At 44.6% G+C, this 25656-nt stretch carries 25 protein-coding genes and 1 pseudogene; 17 read left to right on the top strand and 9 right to left on the bottom strand.

The annotated features are described in order from the left end of the window. Positions 1 to 55: 55 nt before the first annotated feature. From ltaE to PPG34_RS04970, 3 genes are all read left to right on the top strand, one after another. On the top strand, positions 56 to 1084 hold the full coding sequence (gene ltaE / locus PPG34_RS04980) for a low-specificity L-threonine aldolase (RefSeq protein WP_313832041.1): 1029 nt from the start codon (positions 56 to 58) through the stop codon (positions 1082 to 1084). A 148-nt stretch (positions 1085 to 1232) separates the two neighbouring features. Continuing rightward, positions 1233 to 1463 (top strand): hypothetical protein, encoded by a 231-nt coding sequence (locus PPG34_RS04975; RefSeq protein WP_313832040.1) that lies wholly within the window; start codon positions 1233 to 1235, stop codon positions 1461 to 1463. A gap of 61 nt (positions 1464 to 1524) precedes the next feature. Further along, entirely contained in the window at positions 1525 to 1731 is a 207-nt protein-coding gene (locus tag PPG34_RS04970) for a hypothetical protein (protein ID WP_313832039.1), read from the top strand. Positions 1732 to 1820: 89 nt separating this feature from the next. Here PPG34_RS04970 and PPG34_RS04965 read toward each other — a convergent pair whose 3' ends face one another. The 3 genes from PPG34_RS04965 to PPG34_RS04955 all read right to left on the bottom strand — a co-directional run bounded on the left by PPG34_RS04965 (position 1821) and on the right by PPG34_RS04955 (position 4081). Continuing rightward, positions 1821 to 2246: a hypothetical protein gene (locus tag PPG34_RS04965; protein WP_313832038.1), complete on the bottom strand. Its 426-nt coding sequence runs from the start codon at positions 2244 to 2246 to the stop codon at positions 1821 to 1823. A gap of 17 nt (positions 2247 to 2263) precedes the next feature. After that, entirely contained in the window at positions 2264 to 2482 is a 219-nt protein-coding gene (locus PPG34_RS04960; RefSeq protein ID WP_313832037.1) for a hypothetical protein, read from the bottom strand. Positions 2483 to 2554: 72 nt separating this feature from the next. Then, on the bottom strand, positions 2555 to 4081 hold the full coding sequence (locus PPG34_RS04955) for a YifB family Mg chelatase-like AAA ATPase (RefSeq protein WP_313832036.1): 1527 nt from the start codon (positions 4079 to 4081) through the stop codon (positions 2555 to 2557). Between the two features lie 167 nt (positions 4082 to 4248). Here PPG34_RS04955 and PPG34_RS04950 point away from each other — a divergent pair, with 167 nt between their 5' ends. After that, a complete protein-coding gene (locus tag PPG34_RS04950) occupies positions 4249 to 4974 on the top strand; it encodes a hypothetical protein (RefSeq protein ID WP_313832035.1) in 726 nt (241 codons plus the stop codon). On the opposite strand, the gene PPG34_RS04945 is transcribed toward PPG34_RS04950, so the two are convergent. Together PPG34_RS04945 and PPG34_RS04940 are read right to left on the bottom strand one after the other, a co-directional pair. Next, a complete protein-coding gene (locus PPG34_RS04945; RefSeq protein WP_313832034.1) occupies positions 4975 to 5946 on the bottom strand; it encodes a Gfo/Idh/MocA family protein in 972 nt (323 codons plus the stop codon). Next, entirely contained in the window at positions 5943 to 6659 is a 717-nt protein-coding gene (locus tag PPG34_RS04940) for a hypothetical protein (RefSeq protein ID WP_313832033.1), read from the bottom strand. The genes PPG34_RS04945 and PPG34_RS04940 overlap by 4 nt, the downstream gene beginning before the upstream one ends. A gap of 246 nt (positions 6660 to 6905) precedes the next feature. Here PPG34_RS04940 and PPG34_RS04935 point away from each other — a divergent pair, with 246 nt between their 5' ends. Both PPG34_RS04935 and PPG34_RS04930 read left to right on the top strand, forming a co-directional pair. Continuing rightward, the gene (locus PPG34_RS04935) at positions 6906 to 7871 is read left to right on the top strand and encodes a KpsF/GutQ family sugar-phosphate isomerase (RefSeq protein ID WP_313832032.1); all 966 of its coding nucleotides are present in this window, start codon (positions 6906 to 6908) and stop codon (positions 7869 to 7871) included. A gap of 107 nt (positions 7872 to 7978) precedes the next feature. Further along, on the top strand, positions 7979 to 9238 hold the full coding sequence (locus tag PPG34_RS04930; RefSeq protein ID WP_313832031.1) for an O-antigen ligase family protein: 1260 nt from the start codon (positions 7979 to 7981) through the stop codon (positions 9236 to 9238). On the opposite strand, the gene PPG34_RS04925 is transcribed toward PPG34_RS04930, so the two are convergent. From PPG34_RS04925 to PPG34_RS04915, 4 genes and pseudogenes are all read right to left on the bottom strand, one after another. Beyond that, positions 9195 to 10262: a UDP-N-acetylglucosamine 4,6-dehydratase family protein gene (locus tag PPG34_RS04925; protein WP_313832030.1), complete on the bottom strand. Its 1068-nt coding sequence runs from the start codon at positions 10260 to 10262 to the stop codon at positions 9195 to 9197. The two genes, PPG34_RS04930 and PPG34_RS04925, sit on opposite strands and share 44 nt — an antisense overlap. Positions 10263 to 10367: 105 nt before the next feature. After that, positions 10368 to 10898 (bottom strand): annotated as a pseudogene (locus tag PPG34_RS18335) (nucleoside-diphosphate sugar epimerase/dehydratase); the annotation flags it as partial. 420 nt (positions 10899 to 11318) lie between these two features. Next, complete coding sequence (locus PPG34_RS04920; protein ID WP_313832029.1) at positions 11319 to 12554, bottom strand: glycosyltransferase family 4 protein; 1236 nt, start codon at positions 12552 to 12554, stop codon at positions 11319 to 11321. 366 nt (positions 12555 to 12920) lie between these two features. Then, complete coding sequence (locus tag PPG34_RS04915; RefSeq protein ID WP_313832028.1) at positions 12921 to 13886, bottom strand: UDP-glucose 4-epimerase family protein; 966 nt, start codon at positions 13884 to 13886, stop codon at positions 12921 to 12923. Positions 13887 to 14053: 167 nt separating this feature from the next. On the opposite strand from PPG34_RS04915, the gene PPG34_RS04910 reads away from it, so the two are divergent. The 11 genes from PPG34_RS04910 (at position 14054) to PPG34_RS04860 (ending at position 25653) form a co-directional block, all read left to right on the top strand. After that, positions 14054 to 14626 carry a winged helix-turn-helix transcriptional regulator gene (locus tag PPG34_RS04910; protein WP_313832027.1) on the top strand — a complete coding sequence of 191 codons (573 nt, stop codon included), beginning with the start codon at positions 14054 to 14056 and terminating at the stop codon, positions 14624 to 14626. A gap of 438 nt (positions 14627 to 15064) precedes the next feature. Beyond that, on the top strand, positions 15065 to 15997 hold the full coding sequence (locus PPG34_RS04905; protein WP_313832026.1) for an NAD-dependent epimerase/dehydratase family protein: 933 nt from the start codon (positions 15065 to 15067) through the stop codon (positions 15995 to 15997). 22 nt (positions 15998 to 16019) lie between these two features. Further along, positions 16020 to 16721 (top strand): nucleotidyltransferase family protein, encoded by a 702-nt coding sequence (locus PPG34_RS04900; RefSeq protein WP_313832025.1) that lies wholly within the window; start codon positions 16020 to 16022, stop codon positions 16719 to 16721. After that, entirely contained in the window at positions 16718 to 17302 is a 585-nt protein-coding gene (locus PPG34_RS04895; RefSeq protein WP_313832024.1) for an NUDIX hydrolase, read from the top strand. Before PPG34_RS04900 ends, PPG34_RS04895 begins: the two co-directional genes overlap by 4 nt. Positions 17303 to 17400: 98 nt before the next feature. Beyond that, on the top strand, positions 17401 to 18528 hold the full coding sequence (locus tag PPG34_RS04890) for a DegT/DnrJ/EryC1/StrS family aminotransferase (RefSeq protein ID WP_313832023.1): 1128 nt from the start codon (positions 17401 to 17403) through the stop codon (positions 18526 to 18528). A 17-nt stretch (positions 18529 to 18545) separates the two neighbouring features. Further along, positions 18546 to 19505: a thiamine pyrophosphate-dependent dehydrogenase E1 component subunit alpha gene (locus PPG34_RS04885; RefSeq protein ID WP_313832022.1), complete on the top strand. Its 960-nt coding sequence runs from the start codon at positions 18546 to 18548 to the stop codon at positions 19503 to 19505. Then, a complete protein-coding gene (locus PPG34_RS04880) occupies positions 19502 to 20542 on the top strand; it encodes an alpha-ketoacid dehydrogenase subunit beta (protein ID WP_313832021.1) in 1041 nt (346 codons plus the stop codon). Before PPG34_RS04885 ends, PPG34_RS04880 begins: the two co-directional genes overlap by 4 nt. Positions 20543 to 20570: 28 nt before the next feature. Further along, on the top strand, positions 20571 to 21560 hold the full coding sequence (locus tag PPG34_RS04875) for an NAD-dependent epimerase/dehydratase family protein (protein ID WP_313832020.1): 990 nt from the start codon (positions 20571 to 20573) through the stop codon (positions 21558 to 21560). Positions 21561 to 21591: 31 nt separating this feature from the next. Next, positions 21592 to 23565 carry a B12-binding domain-containing radical SAM protein gene (locus PPG34_RS04870; RefSeq protein WP_313832019.1) on the top strand — a complete coding sequence of 658 codons (1974 nt, stop codon included), beginning with the start codon at positions 21592 to 21594 and terminating at the stop codon, positions 23563 to 23565. 60 nt (positions 23566 to 23625) lie between these two features. After that, entirely contained in the window at positions 23626 to 24597 is a 972-nt protein-coding gene (locus tag PPG34_RS04865) for an aldo/keto reductase (protein ID WP_313832018.1), read from the top strand. 36 nt (positions 24598 to 24633) lie between these two features. Beyond that, on the top strand, positions 24634 to 25653 hold the full coding sequence (locus tag PPG34_RS04860; protein ID WP_313832017.1) for a GDP-mannose 4,6-dehydratase: 1020 nt from the start codon (positions 24634 to 24636) through the stop codon (positions 25651 to 25653). Positions 25654 to 25656 lie beyond the last annotated feature (3 nt).

The raw sequence follows: 25656 nt of genomic DNA, 5'->3' as shown, positions 1-25656 counted from the left end.
GTAAAATGAATGAAGAGAAACTTGTAACTGTATTTGGAATATTGAGGCAATAGTCATGATAGATCTTCGCAGTGATACGGTCACTCAACCTTCTCAGGCCATGCGAGAGGCAATGGTCCAGGCTGAGGTTGGCGATGATGTCTATGGTGAGGATCCCACGGTCAACCGCTTGGAGGCAACCGCGGCGCAACTCCTTGGTAAAGAGGCCGGGTTGTTTGTCCCGACCGGAGTGATGGCGAACCAACTCTCCATCAAGCTTCATACACGATCCGGTGATGAAGTCATCGTTGAAAGTTCCTCACATATTATTCGGTTTGAAGGTGGGTCGGCATCGGCGTTATCTCAAGTGCAACTCAGTTGTGTGCCTGGGGATCGAGGCATTCTTGCCTTGAACCCAGTTCAGGCTGCGTGGCGTTCAAAAAATGTACACAACCCGTGCACCACATTGTTGTGTCTTGAGCAAACCCATAATGTCGGCGGGGGATCGGTCTACCCCCTCAAGACCATTGAAACCCTGACCTCCTGGGCTAAAGCGCAAGGTGTGGCCTGCCACTTAGATGGCGCGCGGTTATTCAATGCGGTCGTCGCATCAGGGATTTCGGCGGCTGAATATGCCCAATATTTTGATACTGTTTCATTTTGTTTGTCCAAAGGGTTGGGTGCGCCGGTAGGGTCAATGATCGTTTCGACGCTGGAGAATATTGAAAAGCTACGTCGTTTGAGGAAAATGTTTGGCGGCGGAATGCGGCAAGTCGGCATTTTAGCTGCAGCGGGCCTCTTTGCGTTGGAACATAATATTTCCCGTCTTAAGGAAGATCATGAACATGCGAAACAGTTTGCCCTTCAGCTCCAGCAAATCCCCACCGTGTTTGTCGATCCGGATCGGGTGGAAACCAATATTGTGGTGTTTGAGGTCGTTCGAAGTGACCGATCGACTCCAGAATTGTTGCAGGCATTCAAAGAGGCGGGGGTGCTGTTAAATGCGATGGGAGATCGAGTGTTTCGTGCGGTTACACATCTGGATGTGGATGGTGTGGATATAGAAAAAGCTGCACAAAATTTGGGCTCCGTTCTTTCTGCGTAAGTATGCCTTCTGGATAATTCGTGAGGTTGTGTTCCCAGTCACTTCCTTAATTCTCTTGGTGATACTTCGTTTGCCATCATTGACACGAGTGGAAGGGCTTCCTAAAATTTGACGGGTTGAATTGAAATTTACAGCGAGGCTTAAGTCTATGTCGGATGCCGTGTCGTTTCAGCAAATCAATAAAATTTTGGAATTGACGGATGAGTTGGAGATTAATCGGGAATGGGTGGAAATTCCATTGGGGGCGGAATCTCCAGGTGTGGTTCGCAAGCTGAGTAATGGCAAGTTAGAAATAGTTGTAGATGCTGATGAGCCTTTCGAAGACTGGTTGGGGAGTCTGGAGTCAAAGATTCGAGAGGTGTTTGATGTGGATGCCTAAGATGTTTGTTGGCGGGAAACTTCAGCTTAAGAACACGCCTGTTTAGGAGAATGTAGGGTTAATGGGAACGCGAGATCGCGATTGGCCTGGCTATACTATGTGGTTTTGCTGCCCGAAGTGTGGGCGATTATGGACATATCAAGGCGCCGATGTTGTGGCGTTGGATCCGAAGTTTGCTTTGGGACCGGCTCGAGTCAGTGAGGGAATTGCTCCTCAGGTGTGTTCGGTGTGTGAAGGGACACGGAATGCTCCGGCGGCAGAAATTTAGAAACATGATCCGTAGCGCCCTATCCGTAATCCTTGTGGAAAGAACAGAATTTTCCCCTTCCCGATGTCTCCAGGATTACGCATTTCCATTCATCCCAGGCACGCTGATTTTCCTTTCATATCTGTTTCGCCTTCCTTCACTGTGGTTTTTTCGATAGTCCATTCCTCAGGGCTAATTTTAATGGTATGGCCCTTGAGAGTGGCGAATTCTCCTCTGGAAATAATGACCTTCTTTTCAGATTCCACGGCAAGGTTCAGGACTTCTCTCCCAGATCCTGGATGCGTCACAACGATGCTGTCGGGGGTTTTTTCCAAAGCATAGGCGTTGCTTTCGTTAATGGTAAACACGCTATTCATGATCTTTGCCGGAAGTTTTCCTCCTCCGTCGAATATGGCGAAATTCAGTCGAGGTGGAGTCCCATTTCCGCGTATATCAATTTCTATTTGCAATGCGCCCTCGATTTCAATGGTTCCGTCAGTGTTGCGATACAGATGTGCCCCGATTTGAATATCCATGCCCTACGTACCCCTTTTTATGAATCAGGTTTGCGAATACGATTAAGGATTAAAGCAATACAACCACCTAAGATGCCTCCTCCGAAGATCGGCGTAATCAATTCGATGAGTTTGATGTCCCACAACGGTTCTCCGGTGAGCATGATGTCGCGTATGCCACCTTGGATGAGAATTACGGCTGCCGCCATGAGCGATCCCACCAGAAACCACCACGTGAAGATTCTCAAGGAACTCATGCAAGTGAACCTTTAATCGGTGGCTGACATGCCTCAACCGTCGGCTGATAGCCGGGTGTGTCATGACGCATTCTATAGGGGAAGAACACGGTCCATGCTCCGATACTGGATGGCCTCAGCGAGGTGGGATATTTCCAACCGTTCAGAGTTTGCCAAATCGGCAATGGTTCGTGCAACGCGCAGAATTCGGCCGTAAGCCCTCGCGGAAAGGCCCAGTCGATTCACAGCTTGTTCGAGCAATTTTTTCCCTGGTTCATCAAGAGGACAATATTTTTTTATATGACGGGGTTTGAGTTGGGCATTGGTAAAGAGTCCTTCAGTGTGCAACCGTTGCGTTTGTATGGACCGTGCTTGGGAAACGCGTTCGCGAATGGTGAGAGAAGATTCCGCAGCGAGGTTCTGGCTCAACTCTGATACGACCACCGCAGGTACCTCTAGGTGAATGTCAAGACGATCAAGGAGTGGTCCAGAAAGCCGTCCACGGTACCGCCGGATTTGTTGAGGCGAACAAAGGCATTCTCGTGTACGGTCTCCAAAGTATCCGCACGGACATGGGTTCATCGCGGTCACGAGCATGAGTTGCGCAGGATAACGAAGGGACGCATTCACTCTTGTCACCGTGACCGTACCTTCTTCGAGAGGTTGGCGAAGGCTGTCTAAGACCGGACGTTTGAATTCGAGGACTTCATCTAAAAACAGCACCCCGTGATGGGCCAGCGAGACTTCCCCTGGCTTGGGGATGGTCCCCCCACCTATGAGGCCTGCCTCGGAAATGTTATGGTGAGGAGCGCGAAATGGGCGGGTAGTGATCAGTGCTCCTCCATTTGGCAATAAGCCTGCCACGCTGTGCACGCGAGTGGTTTCAATGGCTTCTTCTTGGCTGAGGGAGGGTAGGATGCTAGGGAGTCGTTGGGCTAGCATGGTTTTTCCTGAACCGGGAGGGCCGATAAGCAACACATTGTGGCCTCCGGCGGCTGCAATTTCGAGGGCACGTTTGGCTTGAGTTTGTCCGTGGACTTCGGAAAAGTCTTCTTCGATTTTGGTTGGGGCGTGGAAGAGGGCTGCGCGATCTACCGTCACAGGTGAGGCAGGTTGTTCGCCGTTCAAAAGGGCAAGGACTTCTGGGAGGGTATGAATGCCATAGACCTCAACCTGATTGAGGACTGCGGCTTCCGAAGCGTTCTCCGTTGGAATAATGAGTGGGTGTTGGCCTTGGCATCGCATGCCTATGGACAGCGAGCCCGTAATGGGCTTAACACGGCCATCTAACGACAACTCTCCTACGAGTACATAATTGGTGACGGATTCCTGAGCGAGAATGCCTTCGGCGATTAGGATACCAATGGCAATCCCCAGGTCGAGGCCCGACCCCTCTTTTTTGATTCCCGCAGGGGCAAGGTTAACGGTGATTTTTTTCGCGGGGAAGAAAAACCCGGTATTTTTGAGTGCGGCACGAACGCGATCGCGGCTTTCGCGCACGGTGGCATCTGGGAGTCCGACGATGGAAAATTGAGGGAGACCACCCCCAATATCCACTTCGATTTCAATGAGATGCGCATCGAGCCCAAGCAATCCTGCGCTTAAAACCTTTGCAAGCACATTTTCCTCATTAGTGGGGACATTTGGTGGAGAGACATATGGATTATAGGCAGGTGATTTTTTCGTTTTCAACCGATTGTAGCTGCAGCATCTTATGCCGCCTGTTCCGGAAGCGCCATGAGATGGCGCACCTACACTGACTGGGAAAAAATGCAGGGGAGAATTTCGTGAGAACCATGTGGCTTTTGGGGGTTGGCTTGGTCTTGTCCTTTGCGCTTCCCGTAGAGCAGGTCAGAGGGGCCTTTGATCATAGTCACTGGATAATAATTCAGGCGCCTCCTCCAACCGAATTCACGAAAGCGCCAGTTTCTGAGTTTGAGAGTCTTTTTTATGTGGTGGGGAGGGATGTCGAGCTACATGAAGAAAGTCGGTGGCAAGGAATCTCTGCATCCTCAGGTAGATTGCTTCAGTCCAAACGTGCCTCCGCTCAGTATGTCGGGGCCGTTATGGCTATGCTTGCCACGTTTCATGAGGCGGGAGTGTTACCTCCAGAAGCTGACCCTCGTGCGAATCAACTCATTCGTTCCCTTATCCAATTTCAATCGATGTTTTTGAAGAGCGAAGAACCAGCGGTGCATGAGTATTTTTCGACTGCGCTTTCTCGTCAATGGGGAGCGAGGACCGAAGAAATTCGTGCGGCCTTCTATGAACAGGGGTGGTCCTCTGAATCTTTGGAAGCGTTGGTGGAGTATTCAAGGCAACATGGCATGTGGGAGCAGCCAGGGATGGAGGTGGTTTTTCAGTCTTATTATTTGAGCCAGGCGGATTGGGCTTTGGTCGAAGAAATTTTTCTGAAAGCTCGTGAGCGTTTGGTCAGTCAACACCAAAACATTCATAAGGTGTTTTCACGCAAACGGCAGGGAATGCCAGGCGGTAACCTTCCGCAGAACTGATTATATGGGTGAAATGGTGATAGTGCGTTGGGTTTTCGCAGATTCGTAGCAGGCATCTGCGATTTGGACGGCTCGCAATCCATCGAGACCGGTGACTGGCATTGGTATTTCCGATTGAATAGCGTCAACAAAATCAGAGAGTACCTGTGGGATTGTTGGTTGCGAGGTGAGGGGAATAACCCTTGGATGATCATCCTTCCTGAGAAGTGTCAAGGATGGACTGGTCATGTCGGCGATGAGTTGTCCCGTTTCGCCGATAATTTCTGTGCGGGTGAATCGGCCCTGACTTACTCGAGATATATCCAATAGACAGGGCAGGCCAGAGTTGGTGTGAAGAGTCACCCAAGCTCGGGTCTCAGGATTCTCTGGGTGCGATCGTTCCATTTCGCAATAAACTTGGCTGACCTCCTGCCCGGTGAGGAAACGAACCAGGTCGAGTTGATGAATCCCGATCTCAAGGAGTGCTCCCCGAGAGGTTCCCGGGGATTGGAGTAGGGGATTTTCAGATGGTGGTAAACGGTTTGTCAAGACGAGGTAACGCCAGGTTCCAATTTTGTTCCCATAGCTTTTCAGCTGTGCGATGGTTTCCTCATAACGTGTGGTCTGTGCGACCATGACGGGAATGTGTTCTTGAGTGGATTGGGCAAGGAGTTGTTGGGCTTCTTTGGCTGAACTTCCCATGGGCTTTTCAATGAGCACGGGTTTATGGTGCCGTATGGCTTGGAGTGCGATGGAGATGGCTTCGCTCGGTGGGGTAACAACCACAATGGCCTGGATTTCGGGATGAGTAAGGAGGTCATGATAGTCTTGATAGAATTGAAGACTATGTTTCTTTGCAAAGGGTTGGCCCTTGGTTGAATCCCGTCGGCATACGGCCACCAATTGGCACCTGGGAATTCCCTCCAACAGGTGGTGGGCATAACGTTGACCGTGGCGGCCAAGTCCGATAAGTCCAATGCCTAAGGATTTCATAATTCTTTTTGGTTGCTGGCTTTTGGTGGTGGTGTTTCGTCCAGGTGGATAAAACACAAAGGGTCACCGACAATGGCTGTTGGAAATGTCTTGGATTCAAGATGAAACGGTATGTTGTGTTCCAGGCACCAGGTGGTGATCCAAGGAACTTCCTCCACGGATGTAGTAACCAGTCCGGGAATGGATAGTTTTCTGAGGCAGGAGTGAATCAAGCGAAGGAGGATGTACTGTTCCTTTTTGTACGCATCAGGATCAAAATCGAATGGGGTTGCGCGTCCATAGGAGAGGGCTGAGGTTTGTGGATAACATTCCGGATCATTGAGGACGCTCACGAGCCAGAGATGATCAAATTTGCCTTGTGCGTGGAGAGCATTGTCTGCCAGAAATTGAAACGGAAGGGCAGTGCAGGCTTTGTTGAGAATGGCTACCTCTTTTTTTCGCAGGCTGTAGGGGAAAACTGACCGATCGAGATCAGCTGTCTCAACAATAAGCATGGGCAACTCTGCGACTCCGGCCCCAATATACAGGCTGCGGCCCTTTGGGGCCAAACTCTGGTTGAGATGTGAGGCTATTTTTTTCCCTAGCCGTTGGCAGGGACCCTGACGGTGCTGCCAAAAGGCCTCTCCTCCTTCGTCGCAGTAGATTTTTCCTAAGGCTTCATAGTCAAGGTGGAGAAAAGTTTGGGCAATGCTGTTTTTTGTCGAGGGTTTCAATTTTTTCGCGGTTCCCCTGTTGGTTGCATTTTTTTAATGAATCGGAGTTTTTAGTGTGTGATTATATGGATATTTAAAGGAGATTGAAACGTTACTGGGAGATAAAGGAGAGGGTTTACCATATCCTTTTGCGTTGGATTGACTCTGTCCGATGAATATGGTGCAATCCTTCCGCTCTGAATAATGTAAGACTCGCACTGTAAATGGTTTTCACCCTTCAAGGGAAACTTTCCCATTGTGACTGGTATGAATGTTCTTGCTGAAATCCGCCGTGTTCTGGAGCTGGAATCTCGGGCGATTGCGGGACTTCAGAAAAATTTAGGCCCTGATTACGAGGAGGCCGTCCGGCTGCTGTTTGCCTGTCAAGGAAAGGTGGTAGTGACGGGTGTTGGAAAGTCGGGCATTATCGGACAGAAGGTTGCTGCAACTATGGTATCGACCGGTACTCCTGCCATGTTCTTGCATAGCGCTGATGGAATGCATGGAGACGTGGGCATTATCCAAAAAAATGATGTTGTGCTAGCCATTGGGAAGTCTGGGGAAAGTGAGGAATTGAATGCCATTCTGCCCGTGGCACGAAAGGTTGGCGCGAAGGTTATTTCAATTACGGCTCAGCCGAAGTCAACCATGGCAAGACATTCAGATCTCGTTTTGCATACTCCTATAGAAGAGGAAGCCTGCCCGTTTAATATGGCCCCAACGACGAGTACCACCGCGGCGTTGGTCGTGGGTGATGCATTGGCCATGACCTTGATGAAGTTGCGAAATTTTCAGCCTGAAGAGTTCGCCGTGAATCATCCTGGTGGACAATTAGGGAAACGATTGTTGTTAATGGTGGGGGATATCATGCGGTCAGGTGTGGACAATCCCGTTATTCCTGTTTCTGCAGATACGAAGACCATGCTATCGGAAATTACAAGAAAGCGTTCCGGTGCGGTTTCCGTTATTGATGACGAAGGGCGTTTGGTTGGGTTGGTTACGGATTATGATATTCGAAAAGTCTTAGAGCGTGGGGATGATTTATTTGCGGCGAAAATTGTCGATATTATGAACCCCAAACCGGATTTTGTGTTTGAAGACGAAACCGCCTACTCCGCTTTGGAAAAAATGGAGAAACGTGATAAGCCTATTTCTTTATTGCCAGTCTTATCCAGGCATCAGAAAGTTGTTGGGATGATTCACTTGCATGATTTGGTCGTTCGAGGATTGTAAGGCTAGCTTTTTGTGATTAAGCAAAATCGGTTTTCGCCTTGGAGTTAATTCGAAAATTAAAAACACCCTTAAGCATTGATCAAGAAAAGATATTTACTTTTGGGCTCATGGCCATCGCTTTTCTTGTTCCTGTGGCCAAACTCAGTCATGCAATTGAGTTTTTGTTTGTCGGGCTCCTCGTTTTGTGGGTGAGTGTAAGATTAAGAAATCAAGATTTTCATTTCAAGCGAACCCCTTTGGACCTGCCCATCCTTTCTTTTGTCGCCTGGGTTTTAGTTACCGTCCCATTTGCTTTTGATCCTAGCTATAGTTTTGCTGAATGGCGTAAGACCATTTTGCTATTCATCATGTTCTATTTTGTGGTGAATGTAATACAAAATGAAAGCCAAGTAAAAAATATTCTTGTTGCTTTTGTGTTTGGCATCGTACTGATGAGCGCGTTCGGGATTGTAGAACATTTTGCGAAAGCCGACAGTTTGTTTGATAAGACGAGCCATGCTCACTCTCTCACTCAATCAGGGCAATGGTTTTCAAGTTTCCTAGTGATGAGCATTCCTTTTATATGGATGTTTTATCTTGAAGAAAATGGGCAGCGTGCGAAATTGCTTGTCACCAGTCTTTTTTTTATTGTCCTTGCAGCCTTATTTCTGTCCCACACTCGAGGCGCCTGGCTGGCCTTTTTTTCTCAGTTGGCCGTACTATGGTTCCTTGGGTTAAAAAATAAATGGCTGAAATGGAGCTTTCCGGTTTTTATTTGCGGACTAATTTTAATCGGAGGGCAGGTGTTTCAAGGAGACCAGAATGACATTGTCCAAGATACTTCCTTTGCAAGTCTTGAGTCAACGAAAATTCGTTTAGGCACTTGGAAGATTGCCTTTGAGCAAATTATGGAAAACCCTATTATGGGGTTTGGCTATGGAAATCATACTTTTCAAAAAATCAACGAAGAAATTATGGTGGGTTCTGGTAATGTACCTTCCACGGGCATGCATCTGCATAATGTTTTTATCTCTATGATCTATGGTGTAGGACTGACTGGTTTCGTCTTTTATGTAGTGATATTTTTTTTCATACTGAGGACTGCGATCGACGGAGTTCAATTGTATAGAGGGACCTTTGTGGGGAATCTTGGGTTAGGTGTCTTACTTATGGTAGTTGGGGTCATTACAAGAAACATGTTTGACAATATGTTGGTAGGTACTTTGGCTTACCTGTTTTGGCTCCTGACTGGATTGTACTTTGCTTTATGGTTGCGAGTGAAAATAATAGAAGAGGGGTTTCATCAAGTCAGGTCATCCAAGGAGGGTCTCATGGCGAAGTGGTTCAAGAAATTTCACTTGGCATGCAATGAAAGAATGGAGGGGTAGGCGTGTATCCAGGAACAATGTCCTTAAGTTTTTCAAGGAGTTTTTCGGAATTTCCATCGGCAACCAGTTCCTCCAAGTTTTTTATATGATCGGCAAGTGTTTCATGTTTCTTTGCGGGATCTGTCTGGATTTTTTGAATTTTTGGATGGACAGTAGGTGCTAGTGTTTCATTTTTCCCAACTAACTCTTCAAAAAGTTTTTCACCAAGGCGAAGCCCGGAAAAGGTAATTTTAATGTCTTGATTGGGAACGAAGCCAGAAAGCCTGATCATATTTCTTGCCAAATCCGCAATGGAAATTTGTTCGCCCATATCTAAAACAAATATTTCTCCCCCCTTTCCTAGAGAACTTGCTTGCAAGCATAATTGAACGGCTTCCGGAATTGTCATAAAGTATCGTTTTATTTCAGGGTGGGTAACCGTGACTGGGCCTCCTTTCTTAATCTGCTCGGCGAAAAGCGGAACTACACTTCCATTACTCCCAAGAACATTGCCAAATCGAACAGCATCAAACCTGGGTCCTGGCTTTTTGTTAAATCCCTGAATCAAGCATTCAGCGACCCATTTTGTAGCCCCCATAACATTGGTAGGATTGATGGCTTTATCAGTAGAAATGAGAACAAACTGTTCAACTTCATGAGCCAAAGCCATCTCGCCCAAAACTTTCGTGCCAAAGACGTTATTACGAACAGCTTCAATGGCATTACTCTCCATTAGTGGGACATGTTTATGAGCTGCAGCATGAAAAACCAATTCCGGTGAATGGTGAGAGAAAACTTCCCCAACGCAGTCCCTTACGGTGGTGTCTCCGACAATGGCAACTAAATTTAGGTTGGGAAATTTTCCACGCAGCTCTAATTCCAAAGAGTATAGGCTGTTTTCATGTCGTTCAAAAAGAAGAAGCAACGATGGTTGATACCATGAAATTTGCCGGCAAAGCTCAGACCCTATGGATCCTCCAGCACCGGTAACTAGAATCCGTTTATTATTGAGTAAAGGATATAGTTCATCTAGGGCGGTCTTCACTGGTTCCCGCTGCAAAAGATCTTCTAACGTAAAACTATGAACGCCATGAAATGAAACGGGACTATTAAGAAGAGCTTGCAGGTCAGGGAGAGTTTTAATGGGTATGGGGCAAGGCTCACAGGCGAACAAAATTCTTTGTCGAATCTGGGGAGTTGCCGAAGGAATAGTTATGATTATCTCTTCTACATGGTATTGCCTCGCCACATCCGGAATGTCTTCAATTCTTCCTGCCACGGGAATCCCGTGAATTCGGCTTTTTTGTTTTGCCTTGGCATCATCCACAAAAGCCACTGGAAAATAATTGTGAGCACGACTACTTTGAAGATCTCTTAGTAACAGCTCCCCGGCATCCCCAGCACCAACCAGTAAAACTCGGCGTCCAGTGGCTCCAACTCGTTGAATCCACTCACGAAACCAACGAAATGTTAGTCTCATCCCCCCAAGAAAGCCTGCGCTGAGTAGGCCTGTCAGGATAATCGTGGAGCGAGGATAATAGGTAACGTGCAATAAGATATGAATGAAGAGAAAAAAGATCAGACTTCCAACGAAGCAAGCCCACACAATCCTTACCAAATCATGAAAACCCACATACCGCCATAGGCCATGAAATAACCCAAACAACCAAAGACTCACCATATAGATGAGAAGAAGAATAGGAAGCATTCGTGCACATAGCACCTGATATTCATGAGGAATGATCCCTTCAAATCTAAAGAAAAAAGAAAGAATATTGGCAAAAGCTACTACCCCGAGATGGGAACCCACAATAAATAGCATCCGATACCGAGCAAACACCTTATCCAAGATGTCGTTAAATCTCTTAAATGATTGGGTAAGGGTGGTGTTCATCATCATATCATTTGCAAATTACAGACTAACCCCAGTAAAAACCAATGGGCAATATTTTCATATTTCAAAGGAATAATCGAAGCCATTTAGGAAAGGCAAACCAGGATGAAACCTTGCACTGTTTATACCTTTGTAATATGAAAATTTTGTTGGGGAATTTCTATCATAAAACGTGAGAGGCCAATCAGTAGAATACACACTTATTCATCAGGCTGCTGCATTAATCTTTTTAGCACGTTGCTCAATTCGGAAAACCCCCCACCCCAAGAGAGTGTAGATGAATATCCATCCCAATAAAACCACAAACCGTAACTGTTCGCCAAATTGACCATACATTACAGCACTCATTCCACTGCCTAACATCAATCCATACTCTGCCATCAAAACCTTTCGTTGCTCCCAACCTGAAAGAACAAGACGCTGATAAAAATGTTCACGGTGTGCCTTCCAAACTTTTTCTCCACGAAGCATTCGACAATAAAGTGTGACGGTGGCATCCATAATAAATGGAGAAAAGATAAGGAGAGGAATCCAAATATCAAATAAACCTTGATGAATGCCTAAAGCACTAAGCCCTCCTGCAGAAAAACCCAGAGGAACGCTTCCTACATCACCCATAAAAATTCTTGCTGGTGGTAAATTGAAAACTAAAAATCCCCCACAGGAAACCGCAATAAAAAAAGCTAGCGAAGTAATAAAAAAATGCCCACTCGTCCAAGCAATAAAACTAAGGAAGCCGAATCCAATTATACCCATTCCTCCAGCAAGCCCGTCCATCCCATCCATAAAATTGAACAGATTGCTCATCCAAACAAGACAAAGAATGGAAACTATGAGAGATAACACTGGGAAAATATTCGCACCACCTGTCCACAAAACATAAATGACAAAGCCGCCGATTAGAACGATCGATCCCTCAATCAGTCCTCCGTTGAGCCCAAATAATCGCTTAATCCATATTATGATTAGCAACATCAGTGGTACCGCTACCCACCCCAGAGGCCATATTTGTCCTAAGAGAGGAATTGATATGGCATTTACAAAAAGATCCGCACCTCTTACTAAGGCAGCCCCTGCCAGAATATGAATGGCTAGCCGAAGTCCTGGTTTTACCCCAACTTTTCTGTCCCAATAGGAAATTAGTGTCAGTAATGCGACAAAGAATGAAAGTATCAGCGCTAACCTTATATCTGGATCGCTAATCCTATTTACGGACAGAAACGTTGGCTGGAGCTGAACCAGAAGAATCCAAGACCACCAACCTCCAAGTGCACAAACCAGAATGGCAAGGCCCCCAGTACATGGTGTGGGATTTTCGTGCAAAGAACGGATATTTGGATGATCCATAAGGCAGAGTTTTGAAGTAGGGGAAGAAAGTCCTCGAGTAAAGAGAAAAGCTAGAAGGAATACAAGGCTACCAATCCCTAATTCCACTAAAGTCATGCAATTTTCCCACTGTGCCAGCCAAAGGTTTTCATAAATATCTCTTTTTAACTTGTAATTTCTCGGAAGGTTGCTACGGGGTTTCCTTTTAGAAAAAGAGATTTTTCCTCTGAATACCCCATCAGCTTACTGCGGGGATCTTTTTTAAGGAAAGACTTGGATAATACCTCCTTCTTGTCGAATATTTTCGGCGGCGTCTGTCGTTCTTACGAAAATCCCTAGCGTGGTAAAATCAAAGGTTAATCCCTTTGTCTTGGTGAGGAGCAGAATACGTCATTAAAGTATGAGCATTTTTTCGTTGAATGCCTCGCTGCTTTTGGTGAGGATCTTTTATTCCTATAGGGGCAATTACTAGGAAATGCAAGGTTAATCCTCCTTTGACTGTAGGAAGTCTTTTGCGGTTTTCTTTAAACCCTCATTAATATCATATGGTGGTTTCCAGCCAAGCAACATTTTGGCCTTCCCCATATTTATCTGAAGCGAACCAAGCAAACGTGGGATTAAACTACCTTTTCCCATTAGCCGAAACCCAATTTTTAATAATCCCCGTGGGACCGCAAATAATCGCGCAGGTTTTCCAAGAGAATCGCCGATTTGCTCCAATAATTCTGTAGTGGAAAGGTCTACGCCATCTGAAACCACAAAGGTTTCGTTCGCCGCATGGGGATGTTCTGTGCAAATCTTAATGAAATCTAATAAATTATCCAATCCTAGAAGACTGCGTTTGTTGTGAATTGCACCAAGAGGTAAGGGTCTGCCTTTGTTCAGCCACTCCATCATACGGAGGAAATTCCCTTTAACTTTGGGACCGTAGACAAGGGGGGGGAGAATTATAACCACCTCCATCGTGCCTAGGGTCGCCAATTCGCGCAGTCCGTTTTCAGCTTCAAATTTGGATATGGCATAGGCATCTTGTGGCGCAGGAGTGTTATCTTCAGAAAAGGGGTGACCGGGCATGGTGAATTCGCCATTCACTTTGATTGAGCTTAAGTAAATGAAACGTTTGATCCCCGCTTTGGATGCGTGGTGTGCCAGGTTCACAGTGACATCAGTATTAACCCTTCGAAATGCAGAAAGGGGATTGTGATGCCGGTCTTGTTTGACATGGACCTTGGCAGCGAGATGAATTAGGGTATCTATCCCTTCCAGAATGGGAGCCCAGTCACTAACTTTTGTAAGATCACCAATAGCAATGGTCTTTTTGTTGTTATTGGCTGGGACGGAATCAGTCTTGCGGATGATTCGGGTCACGGAATATCCATTGCGTTCCAAAAAATCTGCAAGTGGTTTCCCGATAAAGCCGTTAGCACCTGTAATGGCAATTCGTTTCATTTTGGCTAGACTATAATCGGAAAGAACTAGTGATGACCCTATTTTTTATTCCGCCAGGAGCTTCTTTGATTGCTAGAAAAAGGATTCAACATTTGCGTTGACAAAAATTGGTCTTTCATGTTCAATCTTTGAACATGATTTCCCCAAATAGCCTATTTCTGGAAAACATGCAGTGTCAACGGGAACTGTATGTGCTTCAAGAGATTGAAAAAAATCCAGTTATTACGCAACGATCGCTAGCTTCGAAACTAGGGGTGGCCCTTGGCTTAACCAATCTCTATATCAAACGGTTGGCGCACAAAGGATATATAAAAATAACGACGGTTCCTAGGGGTAGAATCAAGTACTTGATTACGCCCAAGGGCATTGCAGAGAAATCAAGACTGACTTGTGAATATATTCAATGTTCCTTAACCTATTTTCGGGATGTACGACAACGTTTTGACAGAGTCCTAATGCAACTCAAGCAGTTGAGTGTTCATCGGATCATGATTTACGGGGTAGGCGAGTTGGCAGAATTAGCCTATCTGTCATTGCAAGGAACTAATTTTACATTCTTGGGATTTATTTCCGAGAACCAAGAGAAGACATTTCTTTCCTGTCCATGTCACACTATAGATTCTTTAAAAATTTTGCATTTTGATGCCGTTCTCATATGCCATATTGTAGATGTTGAGGGAACGAGGGCTCTCTTCCGGACTATGGGCATTCCTCACCAGAAAGTTTTTTCGGTCGTCTGAGATGTGACGGTGGATGATGTCAATGCCTAGCATCTTAGTTTAAAGGGGGAAATCTCTTCCTTAGTCAAACACTTTTATAAATGGAATGATTGTAAAAAAAGAAGTCGAAATTCCTTCGTTTTAGGTATGCCGTTTCTTCTGTTTTCTGGAGAAAGAAAAACGGTCCTTGCTACTAGCGGAGTTGTTGACATTATCGACCGTTGAAATTGTTTGGAGTTAATGTCGAATAAAGATATGCCTATGGTTAGAGTCTTGGTGACAGGAATTCTCCCTTATGATCCGAATCCATGCTTACATTAGGGATATGGTTGTGGAGGTTGCAAAGGGGGGCATTGCAGCCCATTATTATTGCGTAAAGAATGTGCAATAATTTGATTGCTTGGTGTTTGCCTAATGGGTAAAGGCGTTATGAATATCCTTATGAGGGGATGAAAAATAATGAAAGTGCTTGTGACTGGTGGGGCGGGTTATTTGGGTTCAGTGTTATGTGAGCATTTGTTGAAGGCAGAGTATGAGGTAACTGTTATCGATAATTTGTTGTACCAGCAACATAGCCTGTTTCATTTGTGCGCCAATCCAAAGTTTGAATTTGTTTGTGGTGATGCACGTAATAAGGAATTGATGCGCTCAAATATAAAAGATACCGATGTCATAATCCCCCTGGCTGCCATAGTCGGGGCCCCTGCCTGTGATCGGGATCCATGTTTAGCAAAATCTGTGAATTTGGAGGCCATACAACTCTTATTAAAAATGCGTAGCCCAACCCAGTTGATTATTTTCCCGACCACGAATAGCGGTTATGGAACCCAATCTGGTGAATCTTTTTGTACGGAGGATACTCCCTTAGAACCCATATCACTGTATGGCAAAACCAAAGTCCAAGCTGAACAAGAGTTGCTCAATGCACCTAATGTCGTGACATTGCGATTGGCGACCGTATTTGGCATGTCCGCAAGGATGCGGCTTGATCTCCTAGTCAACAATTTTGTCTATCAGGCTTTTATCTCTGGCTATCTTGTTATTTTTGAAAAAGATTTTAAACGTAACTTTATTCATATTAGGGATGTTGCTGAGTGTATGGTGCATTGTATGAAGAATTCTTCTCAAATGGTGGGGCGGCCCTATAATGCAGGTTTGGATTCGGCGAATATATCTAAAGAGGAGTTGGCAAAGCTCATTCAAGCACATATTCCCAATTTCTATGTTCATTATGCATCCATAGGGAGCGATCCTGATAAACGAAATTATATTGTGTCAAATCAGAGATTGCGTGAAGCAGGATTTCAGGCCCATCGTTCCCTAGACGAAGGTATTCTAGAGTTACTAAAAGGTTTTCGAATGATGGGGCGGTTGCACTTAGGCAATGTCTAGGCCCAACACTACGGTAGCCATTTTGGCCGGTGGTCTTGGTACACGCCTTCAGTCGGTTCTTGTGGGTAAGCCAAAAGTACTTGCTGAGGTTAAGGGACGTCCTTTTCTTTCTTATTTACTCGACGAAATCCATGATGCTGATTACAGGCGGGTTGTGTTATGTGTAGGATATAAGGCCCAGCAAGTTCGTCAAAAATTTGGAGAAAATTACAAATCGCTTGAATTGAACTATTCGCAAGAATCCTCTCCTCTCGGGACTGGTGGTGCCTTAAGACTTGCATCCTCCCTTGTGAATTCCAAAAGAGTTTTAGTGCTGAATGGAGACTCTTTTTGCCAAGTCAATTTGTGTGCGTTTGAAAAGTGGCATGTGGCTAAAAAATCTCAAGTTTCGATAGTTTTGACACATGTGCCGAATGTAAAGAGGTTTGGTCGAGTTCAAATCTCGAAGGATGAGATGGTTTTGGCTTTTGAGGAAAAAACGAATGAGTCCACGCCTGGGTTGATTAATGCTGGGGTTTATCTGGTGAATAAATCTTTGATAACGACTATCCCTGAACACAAGCCAATTTCCCTTGAAAAAGATATATTTCCAAAATGGATTCAAAGGGGAATATGTGGATATGAAGCAGGAGGGAAATTTATCGACATTGGGACTCCTGAAAGTTTTGTTAGTGCGGAAGAATTTTTTGGAAATTGTTCTTCTGAAAATAAAGGGAAGTTGTGACATTAAGATTTTCACAATTGCGTTTACCTGTATTTAAGCCCTGGACGGTTCTGGACAATAAGCGGCTATTATCTGTCCTTCCTTGGTTTGAAATTTGGAATGAAAGGGTCCAACTTCCTGATGGTCGAATTATTCCAGATTATTATAAGATTACCTGCCCCGATGCATCAGTTATTGTCCCCATAAATGAAAAAGGTGAAGTTTTTGTTTTGAGACAGTACAGGCATGGAGTGGGGAAAGCGATATGGGGTTTGCCGGCAGGAATGTGCAATGAAGGAGAGTCTTCTCTGGATTGTGCAAAAAGGGAATTGCTTGAAGAAACCGGTTGCCAGGCTAGGGAATGGGTGGACCTTGGTCAATATGTACGTGATGCCAATAGGGGGGCAGGGAAAATCCATGTGTTTTTAGCGAGGGGCACGGAAAAGGTAAAAGATATTAATAGTGGGGATCTTGAAGAACACGATGTTCAGCTCATGAAAATGGAAGACCTCTTACTTTTGATTGAAAACCAGCAAATTGAGACAGTAGGAATACTTTTTGCCATTTTATTGGCCCGCTATTATTTTGAATGTGAAGGATGAATATGGACTACGAAGTAAGAACTTCCAGGAACCTTTTTTGAAAATTAACTTTCCGGGATTTTTGGTTTTTTTAATTTGGAGGATATTGGAGGATTAAGGTGAAGCCGTATCGAATTACATTTGGCCATATTGAAATCGGTGAAATAGCCCGAAAGCATTTAGACGCAGCCATCCAAAGAAATTGGGTTTCTGAAGGGCAAAATGTCAAACAATTTGAAACTGATTTTGCAAAAAGGTTTGGCTATCCCCACGCCATTGCGACAAGTTCGGGAACTGATGCCGGACTTGTCGCAATGGCGGCTCTTAATAGTGTCGGAGCAAGTCGAGGAGATGAGGTTATAACCCCAGCTTTGGCATTTGTCGCCACGGCAAATTGTATTTTAGCGGCAGGGTTAGTGCCGAAGTTTGTTGATGTCGAGCTGGAAACTTTAAATCTAGACCCCTCACTTATTGAACCAGCCATTACTCCCAAAACGCGAGCCATTCAGGTTGTACACACGATGGGCAAGCCATGCAAAATGAAAGAAATTATTGAAATCGCTAGGCGGCACAAACTTCTCGTTATTGAAGATTGCTGTGAAGCCCACGGCGCGACCTTGGATGGTCAGGTTGTTGGGTCATTTGGGTCCATGGGATTATTTAGTTTTTATGCGGCACATATCATTTGTAGTGGGGAAGGAGGAATGATTTCCGCAAGCGAGGAACTTTTTGCGGAACTGTGTCGTTCTGTTCGTACGCATGGAAGAAGAGGAGGAGAACTGTATTTTCATTTTGACCGGATTGGGTTCAACTCCAAAATGAATGATCTGGAAGCAGCTATTGGACTCGAAGGGCTTGAAATGTTTGATCGGACGTTTTCCGTGAGGAGGCGTCACCTTTCTCGGCTTTGGAATTTACTTAAACCTCTGGATGAAGCCATGTACCTTTATCCAGATTGTCCAGGCGAAGTCATTTGCCCACATGCTTTTCCCCTCGTCCTTCGAGACGAAAAAAAATCAATTGACGGGCTGTATAACTATTTGGAACAGAAGGGGATTCAGTGTAAAACCTTATTCGGTTCCCTTCCCACACAACATTCCGCTTTTGCTTTTCTAGGATATAGGGAAGGAGATTTCCCCGTCGCAGAACGGATTGGCCGCACTGGCCTTCATTTTGGAGTTCATCAATATCTGACAGATGAGGATGTCGACTTTGCTGCCTCAACGGTGCAGTCATTTTTTGAATAACCGTAGAGCAAACACTAATGTACAAAGACGAAGCACTAAAACTTTACAGAAAATTGTACCTGACCCGAAGGGCCGAGGAAAAAATCGGAGAGGAATATTTTAAAGATGGGATGAAAACCCCCGTGCACTTGGGAATTGGGGGAGAGGCTATACCCATAGGAGTCTGTCATAGTTTGCCAATTGGATTTAAGGCTTTTGGAACTTATAGAAATCACACGCTTTACTTGACCATGACAGAGGATACGGATGGGTTTTTTGCAGAATTGTATGGAAAGGTGACGGGTTCCGGGAAGGGGAAGGCTGGTTCCATGCATTTGTGTGCGCCTGAAAATGGCCTCGTGGCCACTTCCGCTGTAGTGGCTTCGACCATTCCTGTAGCGGTTGGAGTTGCTCTTGCAAATGCTTATCGAGGGTCGAAGGACTTTGTCGTAGTATTTTTTGGGGATGGCGCAGTTGAAGAAGGAACATTTTGGGAGAGTCTTAATTTTGCCTGTCTTAAGCAACTGCGTGTTCTGTTCGTCTGTGAAGATAATGATTTAGCCATTCATACGCCGGCCTCAGAACGACAGGGGTTTCGGACGATTCTTGATGCGATTGGTGGGTTCAAATGCTATTCGGACGAAGCTGATGGACACAATTTACTTGAGGTGATTTCGGCAACTTCACAAATGGTTAAGAAAATGCTGGAACATCCGAGGCCAGGATTCATTCGTTTCCCTTATCTTCGATTTTTAGAACATGTGGGACCGAGGGAAGACTTCAATACAGGATATAGGCCTAAACCGGATCAATCAGAAATGAATAGACTTGATCCTCTGCTGGCATATGAACAAAGTCTCTTAAACATGGGTTGTTCCGAGAAAGATCTTTTGTCCGTTCAAGCCGAGGTTAGAAAACAAATTGATCGAAGTGTGAAAATGGCTGAAAGTGCTCCTTTTCCCGATGCTTCAGAACTTTATCAAGATGTCTTGATATGAAATTAAATTTGACATTTAGAGAGGCCCTCAATTTGGCCCTGATGCGGGAAATGGAGTGTGATGCATCCGTTTTTGTCTATGGATTGGATGTCCAAGATCATAAGCGTATTTTTGGGAGTACCAAGGGATTAGTGGAAAAGTTTGGTCCTGAACGTTGCTTTGGGACTCCATTATCCGAGGAGGCTATGACCGGAGTGGCTTTGGGGGCGGCGCTTTCTGGCTTGAGACCTGTCCACATTCATATTAGGGCAGATTTTATGCTTCTGGCCATGAATCAAATTACCAATATGATTTCGAATTTACGTTATATGAGTGGTGGACGATTAAAAATTCCCCTTGTCATTCGAGCTGTAATCGGTAGAGGGTGGGGACAATCAGCGCAGCACAGTAAATCCCTACATTCGGTTTTTGCTCATTTGCCAGGACTCAAGGTCGTGCTACCTACTACTCCCCAAGATGCTTATAGTTTGTTGCGAGCAGCCATTCGTGATGAAAATCCAGTGATTTTTATGGAGCATCGATGGTTATATGATGTTGAAGGAGAAGTTAAAGATGAAGAGATTATTTCCCTTGGTATTGTCGGATTGCGAAGATCTGGGCATGATCTTTCCGTCCTCACCACGTCTTGGATGACAGTTGAGGCATTGAAGGCTGGTGAAGTCTTGGAGAAAAGAGGAATTAATATAGAGGTTATTGATGTTCGGACGGTTTCTCCTCTTGAGGAACAGCCGCTCGTTGATTCTGTGAATAAAACTCGGCATTGTATTGTGGCAGATTACGATTGGTCTTATTGCGGGTTTGGAGCAGAATTGGCAGCGATGATTAGCCATCAATGTTTTTCCACCTTAAAGAAACCAGTTGAACGATTGGGATTTGCCCATGCTCCCTGCCCAACGACGAGACCACTTGAAAATCTATTTTATCCCTCTGCCGTGACGATTATTCGGACAGTAGAAAAAATGTTGGAACTTGAGGAAATGGATTTAAGTGGCGAAGAGTTTTACACCTATGAAAAGAATTTTAAAGGGCCCTTCTAAGCAATAGACCCCAGCAGGTCCGCATATAATGCCAATGACTGATTTCTTTGAAAATAAAAAAGTTGTTGTGACTGGGGCGACAGGTCTCTTAGGGAGACATTTAATTGAAGGTCTTCTCCCCATGAGAGCGACAATTCGAGCTGTAGTTCATAAACGCCCTTTCTTTAATCAAGATATAACGAATTTCGAATTTTTAAAGGCCGACCTCACAGAACAAGCTGAATGTGACAAAGTAATGTCAGGAATGGATATCGCCTGTTTATGTGCTTCTGTAACAGTTGGTGCAGCCCAAGCTATCAATAATCCGATGCTTGCGGTTACTTCCAATCTTGTTATGGCTGCGCGATCCCTTCAAGCGGCCTGCTTAGCTGGTATTAAGCGTGTTTTGCTGGTGAGTAGCACTACAGTGTACCCAGCTTATCCTCGACCGGTACGAGAAGAAGAAGCATTCATAGATGAGCCACATAGTGCCTACCAGGGCGTTGGAAATATGAAGAGATATGTCGAATCTCTAGCAAAATTTTATTGCGAAAAATACGGAATGAAGATATCCGTGGTACGACCCGTCCCATTTTATGGTCGTTTTGATAATTTTGATTTTGAAACGTGCCATGTCATTCCGGCTTTGATTAGGAAGGCAGTGGAACAGCAAGATCCCTTTGAAATCTGGAGTAATGGGAAGGAAATTAGAGACTTCCTTCATGTCAGTGATGTTGCGAGAGGATGTTTGTTGGCCTTAGAACGTTACCCTCATTGGGAAGGGGTAAATTTGGGTTCTGGTGCTAGTGTTTCCATCCAACAACTTGCGGAAACAATTCTTCAATTGTCTGGTTGTCGTTCCAGAATTATGTTTGACCCAACTAAACCGACAACGATTCCTATTCGGGTCGTAGATACCAATAAAGCCCTTGAAAAGCTTGGTTTCAAAGCAGCCGTGGGGTTAGAGGAAGGGCTTACGGATACGATAAATTGGTTCAAAGAAAATCAATTGCATCTTGTAAAAAAAGTCCATACTTAGACCATGATGTTGTCTTAAAACGGAGAAGCCTGTGAATAAGATAAAAGTTGGTTTAATGCAGATCAATAACAGTTTCTCGGGACAAAACTATTTTCCCCTTTCAGCGGGAATGCTTCAGGCCTATGCTCAGGCAAATTTAGGTAATCCGGAGAGGTTTGAATTTCGTTTGCCTATTTATAAGAGGATTGCTGTTAAAGAGGCTGTCGATCAGCTGTTGGGAGTGGATGTGCTATTTGTGAGCACGTATGTTTGGAATATGAGGATCTCTTTGGAAATAGCCAAAAGGCTCAAGGAGCAAAATTCTGAGATGTTAATTGTTTTTGGAGGGCCGCAAGTTCCAGAAAGAGATAATACTTTTTTAAAACAGCACCCCTTTATCGATATTACTTGCCATGGTGAGGGAGAGCATTCTGCGCTAGAAATCTTGGAAAAATTTGAATGCCAAGATTGGCCCAACATCCCCTCTATAAGTTTTATTGACCGGAATGGTGCGGTCGTCACCAATCCCAAGGGAGGGAGAATGAAGGAGCTAGCGCAGTTCCCTTCCCCCTATTTAGAAGGGATTTTTGAACCTTTGATGCAGGCAAACCCCAATGAGCACTGGATTGCGTTATGGGAAACTAATCGTGGGTGCCCTTTTGCCTGTACCTTTTGCGATTGGGGATCCGCTGTTGCCAGTAAAGTATACAAATTCGACATTGAAAGACTCTATAAGGAAGTGGAGTGGTTTGCTACTCATAAGATTGAGTTTGTGTTCTGCTGCGATGCGAATTTCGGAATCCTTTCGCGGGACATTGATATTGCTAAATTTGTTGCCCATTCAAAGATGGAATACGGTTATCCTCACGCGTTGTCGGTACAAGCGACCAAGAATGCAACGGAACGTGCATATGAAACCCAAAAAATTTTGGCAGATGCAGGCCTAAACAAAGGGGTTGATATTGCCCTTCAATCGATGGATCCCAATACACTCAAAAGTATTAAGCGAGGGAATATTTCGACCAATACCTACCAAGAACTACAGAAACGGTTTACGAAAGACAATGTGGAAACTTATACGGATTTAATATTGGGGCTGCCTGGGGAAACGTATGAGACGTTTACGAAAGCCGTTTCCACCATTATCGAAAATGGTCAGCATAATCGAATCCAATTTAATAACCTCTCGATTCTTCCTAATGCCGAGATGGGAGATCCTGAGTATCAAGAAAAATATGGGATGCAATGGGTTGAATCAAAAACCATCAATATTCATGGATCAGTGTTCGAGTCTGAGGATGATATTTTTGAAATGCAGCAACTCGTCATTGCCACGGAGTCCATGCCAAAAAAAGATTGGGTAAGAACTCGAGTGTTTTCGTGGATGACGGCGTTTCTATATTTTGACAAGGTCTTTCAAGTCCCACTTGTGCTGATCCACAACCTTTGCGAAGTCCCCCATCGTGAATTAATAGAGATTTTTCTCGAACGGGATCTAGAAGGTTTCCCTATTCTTCAGGGAATAAAAAGTTATTTCATTGAAAAAGCTATAGACATCCAAAATGCCGGGCCTGAATACTGTCACTCGGATAAGTGGTTGAATATCTGGTGGCCAGCAGATGAATACATTCTTATTGAATTATGTTTCGAGGGAAAGGTGGAGAAATTTTTTAAAGAAGCCCAGCAATTAATAGAGGAGGTTTTAAAGGGAAATCATTTAAGGCTACCCAATCACTTACTTCAGGATGCAGTTGAGCTGAATTGCAATCTTCTCAAGCAACCCTTCCAATCCAAAGATCTCGAAATTGAGTGCTCTTATAATATTTGGGAGTACTATCGCGCAGCAATTACTGGAGAGGAATGTTCTCTTATTAATAAATCCACAACGTACCATATTGATAGAACAACCCAGGTCTGGGATTCTTGGGATGACTGGTGTCGGGAAGTAATTTGGTATGGAAATAAAAAGGGTGCCTATCTTTATGGAAACAATGTGGTTGATGTTCAACTGTCTGGCCATTTTTAGTAAAAAGTTTCTCCCCATGGCTCAAGGACCTTCACTTCTTTAAATTCACTTAGGTTTCTAATGAATTATAGAACACTCGGACGCTCCGGCATTCAGGTCTCAGAAATTGGTTTTGGTGCCTGGGGTATTGGTGGATCTCATAAGGGAGCTATTGCCTATGGGCCCACGATCGACAATGAAAGTCGAAAGGCCTTACGAAAGGCCTTTGATCTAGGCGTAACATTTTATGACACTGCGGATTTGTATGGATATGGACATTCTGAGGCCTTAATTGGCCAAGAGCTTAAAAGCCAAAGGCATAATATTATGATTGCCTCAAAGGTGGGCATGCTTGATCATAGTGGAGGACAAAATTTTTCCGTTGACCATATTCAAACTTCAATCGAAAAGAGCATGCGCAGGCTCCAAACAGATTATATTGATTTATACCAACTTCACGACCCCCCCCTTCATATAATGGAAGACGAAGCGGTTCTAGGATGCTTATCCTCATTAAAAAAAGAGGGGAAGGTGCGGTCTTTGGGGATTTCTGTCCGTTCACCCGAGGATGCTTTGACGGCAATAAAACAGTTTGAGTTTGAGTCTGTTCAAGTAAATTTTAATATGCTTGATCAACGGGCTGTGGAATGTGGGGTGATGGATTTGTGTAGGAATGAGGGAGTAGGGATTGTTGTCCGAACCCCATTATGTTTTGGATTTTTAGCCGGACAACTTTCGGCTGAGACCGATTTTGATGGGCAAGACCACAGAAAAAATTGGTCTATTTCACAAAAAGAATGTTGGGCCAACGCCCCACAGTTATTTAATTTGGCTCCGGAGAGTGGCTGCCAAACTGAAGCTCAAAAGGCATTGAGATATTGCCTCTCTTATCCTGAAGTTTCTACGGTTATCCCTGGCATGTTATCTGAAAAGGAAGTCACAGAGAATGTTGGAGCTAGCCAAATGGGCCCACTTCAAAAGACTGAGCTAAAACGCATTCAAGATGTGTATAAAGAACATACCTTTTTTCTGGGGAAAACTGGGGCAAATTGACCTTTAACGTTAAACATCTAACCATCTGAAGTCTTTATGTTAACTGGCAAATCAATAAAACGAGTACTTATTACTGGAATCTCCGGATCAGGTGGGAGTTACCTTGCAGAATATATTGTTTCGAAGCAACCTCATGTAGAAGTGCATGGGATTTCACGTTGGCATAGTACGGCATCAAACGAGAATTTGGCTGCCATTCACGACAAGGTCATTATCCATGAATGTGATTTAAACGATTTCAGTTCAGTACTTTCTACTCTGAAAACTGTTCAGCCTGACGTAATTTTCCATATTGCTTCCCATGCCAATGTTAAAGCTTCCTTCATAACGCCTCTGGCTGTTTTGAATAATAATATTATGGGGACCGCCAATTTATTTGAGGCGGTTAGACTGACGGAAATTTCCCCGATAATTCAGCTGTGCAGTACCTCTGAGGTTTATGGGCAGGTTGATCCAACCGAAGTTCCAATATCAGAAGAAAACCAATTGAGACCGTCAAGTCCTTATGCAGTCTCGAAAGTTGCTCAAGACCTTTTGGGGTGGACATATTTTCGTAGTTACCACATGAAAATAATTCGGACACGTATGTTTGCGTACCTGAATCCACGACGGACTGATTTATTTGCCACTTCATTTGCAAGGCAAGTAGCCAGAATCGAACAGGGCCTTCAAGACGAATTACTCCATGGGAACCTGAATTCTGTTCGTACTTTGATTGATGTGCGTGATGCAATGGAGGCCTACTGGGTGGCGATTTTACATTGTCGACCAGGGGCGGCCTATAACATTGGCGGCCAAACCTCAATGAGTGTCGGGGAATTCCTTGAGCTTCTCATTAAAGAAAGTAAAGTGCCTATTAAAGCAAGGGTCGATCCGAACTTATTAAGACCTTCAGACGTAACACTTCAGGTGCCCAAACTAGAAAAGTTTGCTGCGGAAACTGGATGGGCACCCAAATACTCTGTGGAAGAAAGCATGAAATATTTGCTGACGTTTTGGCGAAATCGGGTTTTGGAAGAAAAGAAAATTCTAGAGGTTACGGCTTATCAGCCATAATCG

Origin of the sequence: Candidatus Nitronereus thalassa (genome assembly GCF_032191465.1) — a bacterium.
GTDB classification, from domain to species: Bacteria; Nitrospirota; Nitrospiria; order Nitrospirales; family UBA8639; genus Nitronereus; species Nitronereus thalassa.
This window is presented reverse-complemented; position numbering and strand designations above follow the sequence as displayed.

Coding starts and splice junctions, on each gene's coding strand:
- ltaE (WP_313832041.1), top strand. CDS start 56: ATGATAGATCTTCGCAGTGATACGGTCACTCAACCTTCTCAGGCCATG.
- PPG34_RS04975 (WP_313832040.1), top strand. CDS start 1,233: ATGTCGGATGCCGTGTCGTTTCAGCAAATCAATAAAATTTTGGAATTG.
- PPG34_RS04970 (WP_313832039.1), top strand. CDS start 1,525: ATGGGAACGCGAGATCGCGATTGGCCTGGCTATACTATGTGGTTTTGC.
- PPG34_RS04965 (WP_313832038.1), bottom strand. CDS start 2,246: ATGGATATTCAAATCGGGGCACATCTGTATCGCAACACTGACGGAACC.
- PPG34_RS04960 (WP_313832037.1), bottom strand. CDS start 2,482: ATGAGTTCCTTGAGAATCTTCACGTGGTGGTTTCTGGTGGGATCGCTC.
- PPG34_RS04945 (WP_313832034.1), bottom strand. CDS start 5,946: ATGAAATCCTTAGGCATTGGACTTATCGGACTTGGCCGCCACGGTCAA.
- PPG34_RS04935 (WP_313832032.1), top strand. CDS start 6,906: ATGAATGTTCTTGCTGAAATCCGCCGTGTTCTGGAGCTGGAATCTCGG.
- PPG34_RS04930 (WP_313832031.1), top strand. CDS start 7,979: ATGGCCATCGCTTTTCTTGTTCCTGTGGCCAAACTCAGTCATGCAATT.
- PPG34_RS04920 (WP_313832029.1), bottom strand. CDS start 12,554: ATGACTTTAGTGGAATTAGGGATTGGTAGCCTTGTATTCCTTCTAGCT.
- PPG34_RS04915 (WP_313832028.1), bottom strand. CDS start 13,886: ATGAAACGAATTGCCATTACAGGTGCTAACGGCTTTATCGGGAAACCA.
- PPG34_RS04910 (WP_313832027.1), top strand. CDS start 14,054: ATGCAGTGTCAACGGGAACTGTATGTGCTTCAAGAGATTGAAAAAAAT.
- PPG34_RS04905 (WP_313832026.1), top strand. CDS start 15,065: ATGAAAGTGCTTGTGACTGGTGGGGCGGGTTATTTGGGTTCAGTGTTA.
- PPG34_RS04885 (WP_313832022.1), top strand. CDS start 18,546: ATGTACAAAGACGAAGCACTAAAACTTTACAGAAAATTGTACCTGACC.
- PPG34_RS04880 (WP_313832021.1), top strand. CDS start 19,502: ATGAAATTAAATTTGACATTTAGAGAGGCCCTCAATTTGGCCCTGATG.
- PPG34_RS04875 (WP_313832020.1), top strand. CDS start 20,571: ATGCCAATGACTGATTTCTTTGAAAATAAAAAAGTTGTTGTGACTGGG.
- PPG34_RS04865 (WP_313832018.1), top strand. CDS start 23,626: ATGAATTATAGAACACTCGGACGCTCCGGCATTCAGGTCTCAGAAATT.
- PPG34_RS04860 (WP_313832017.1), top strand. CDS start 24,634: ATGTTAACTGGCAAATCAATAAAACGAGTACTTATTACTGGAATCTCC.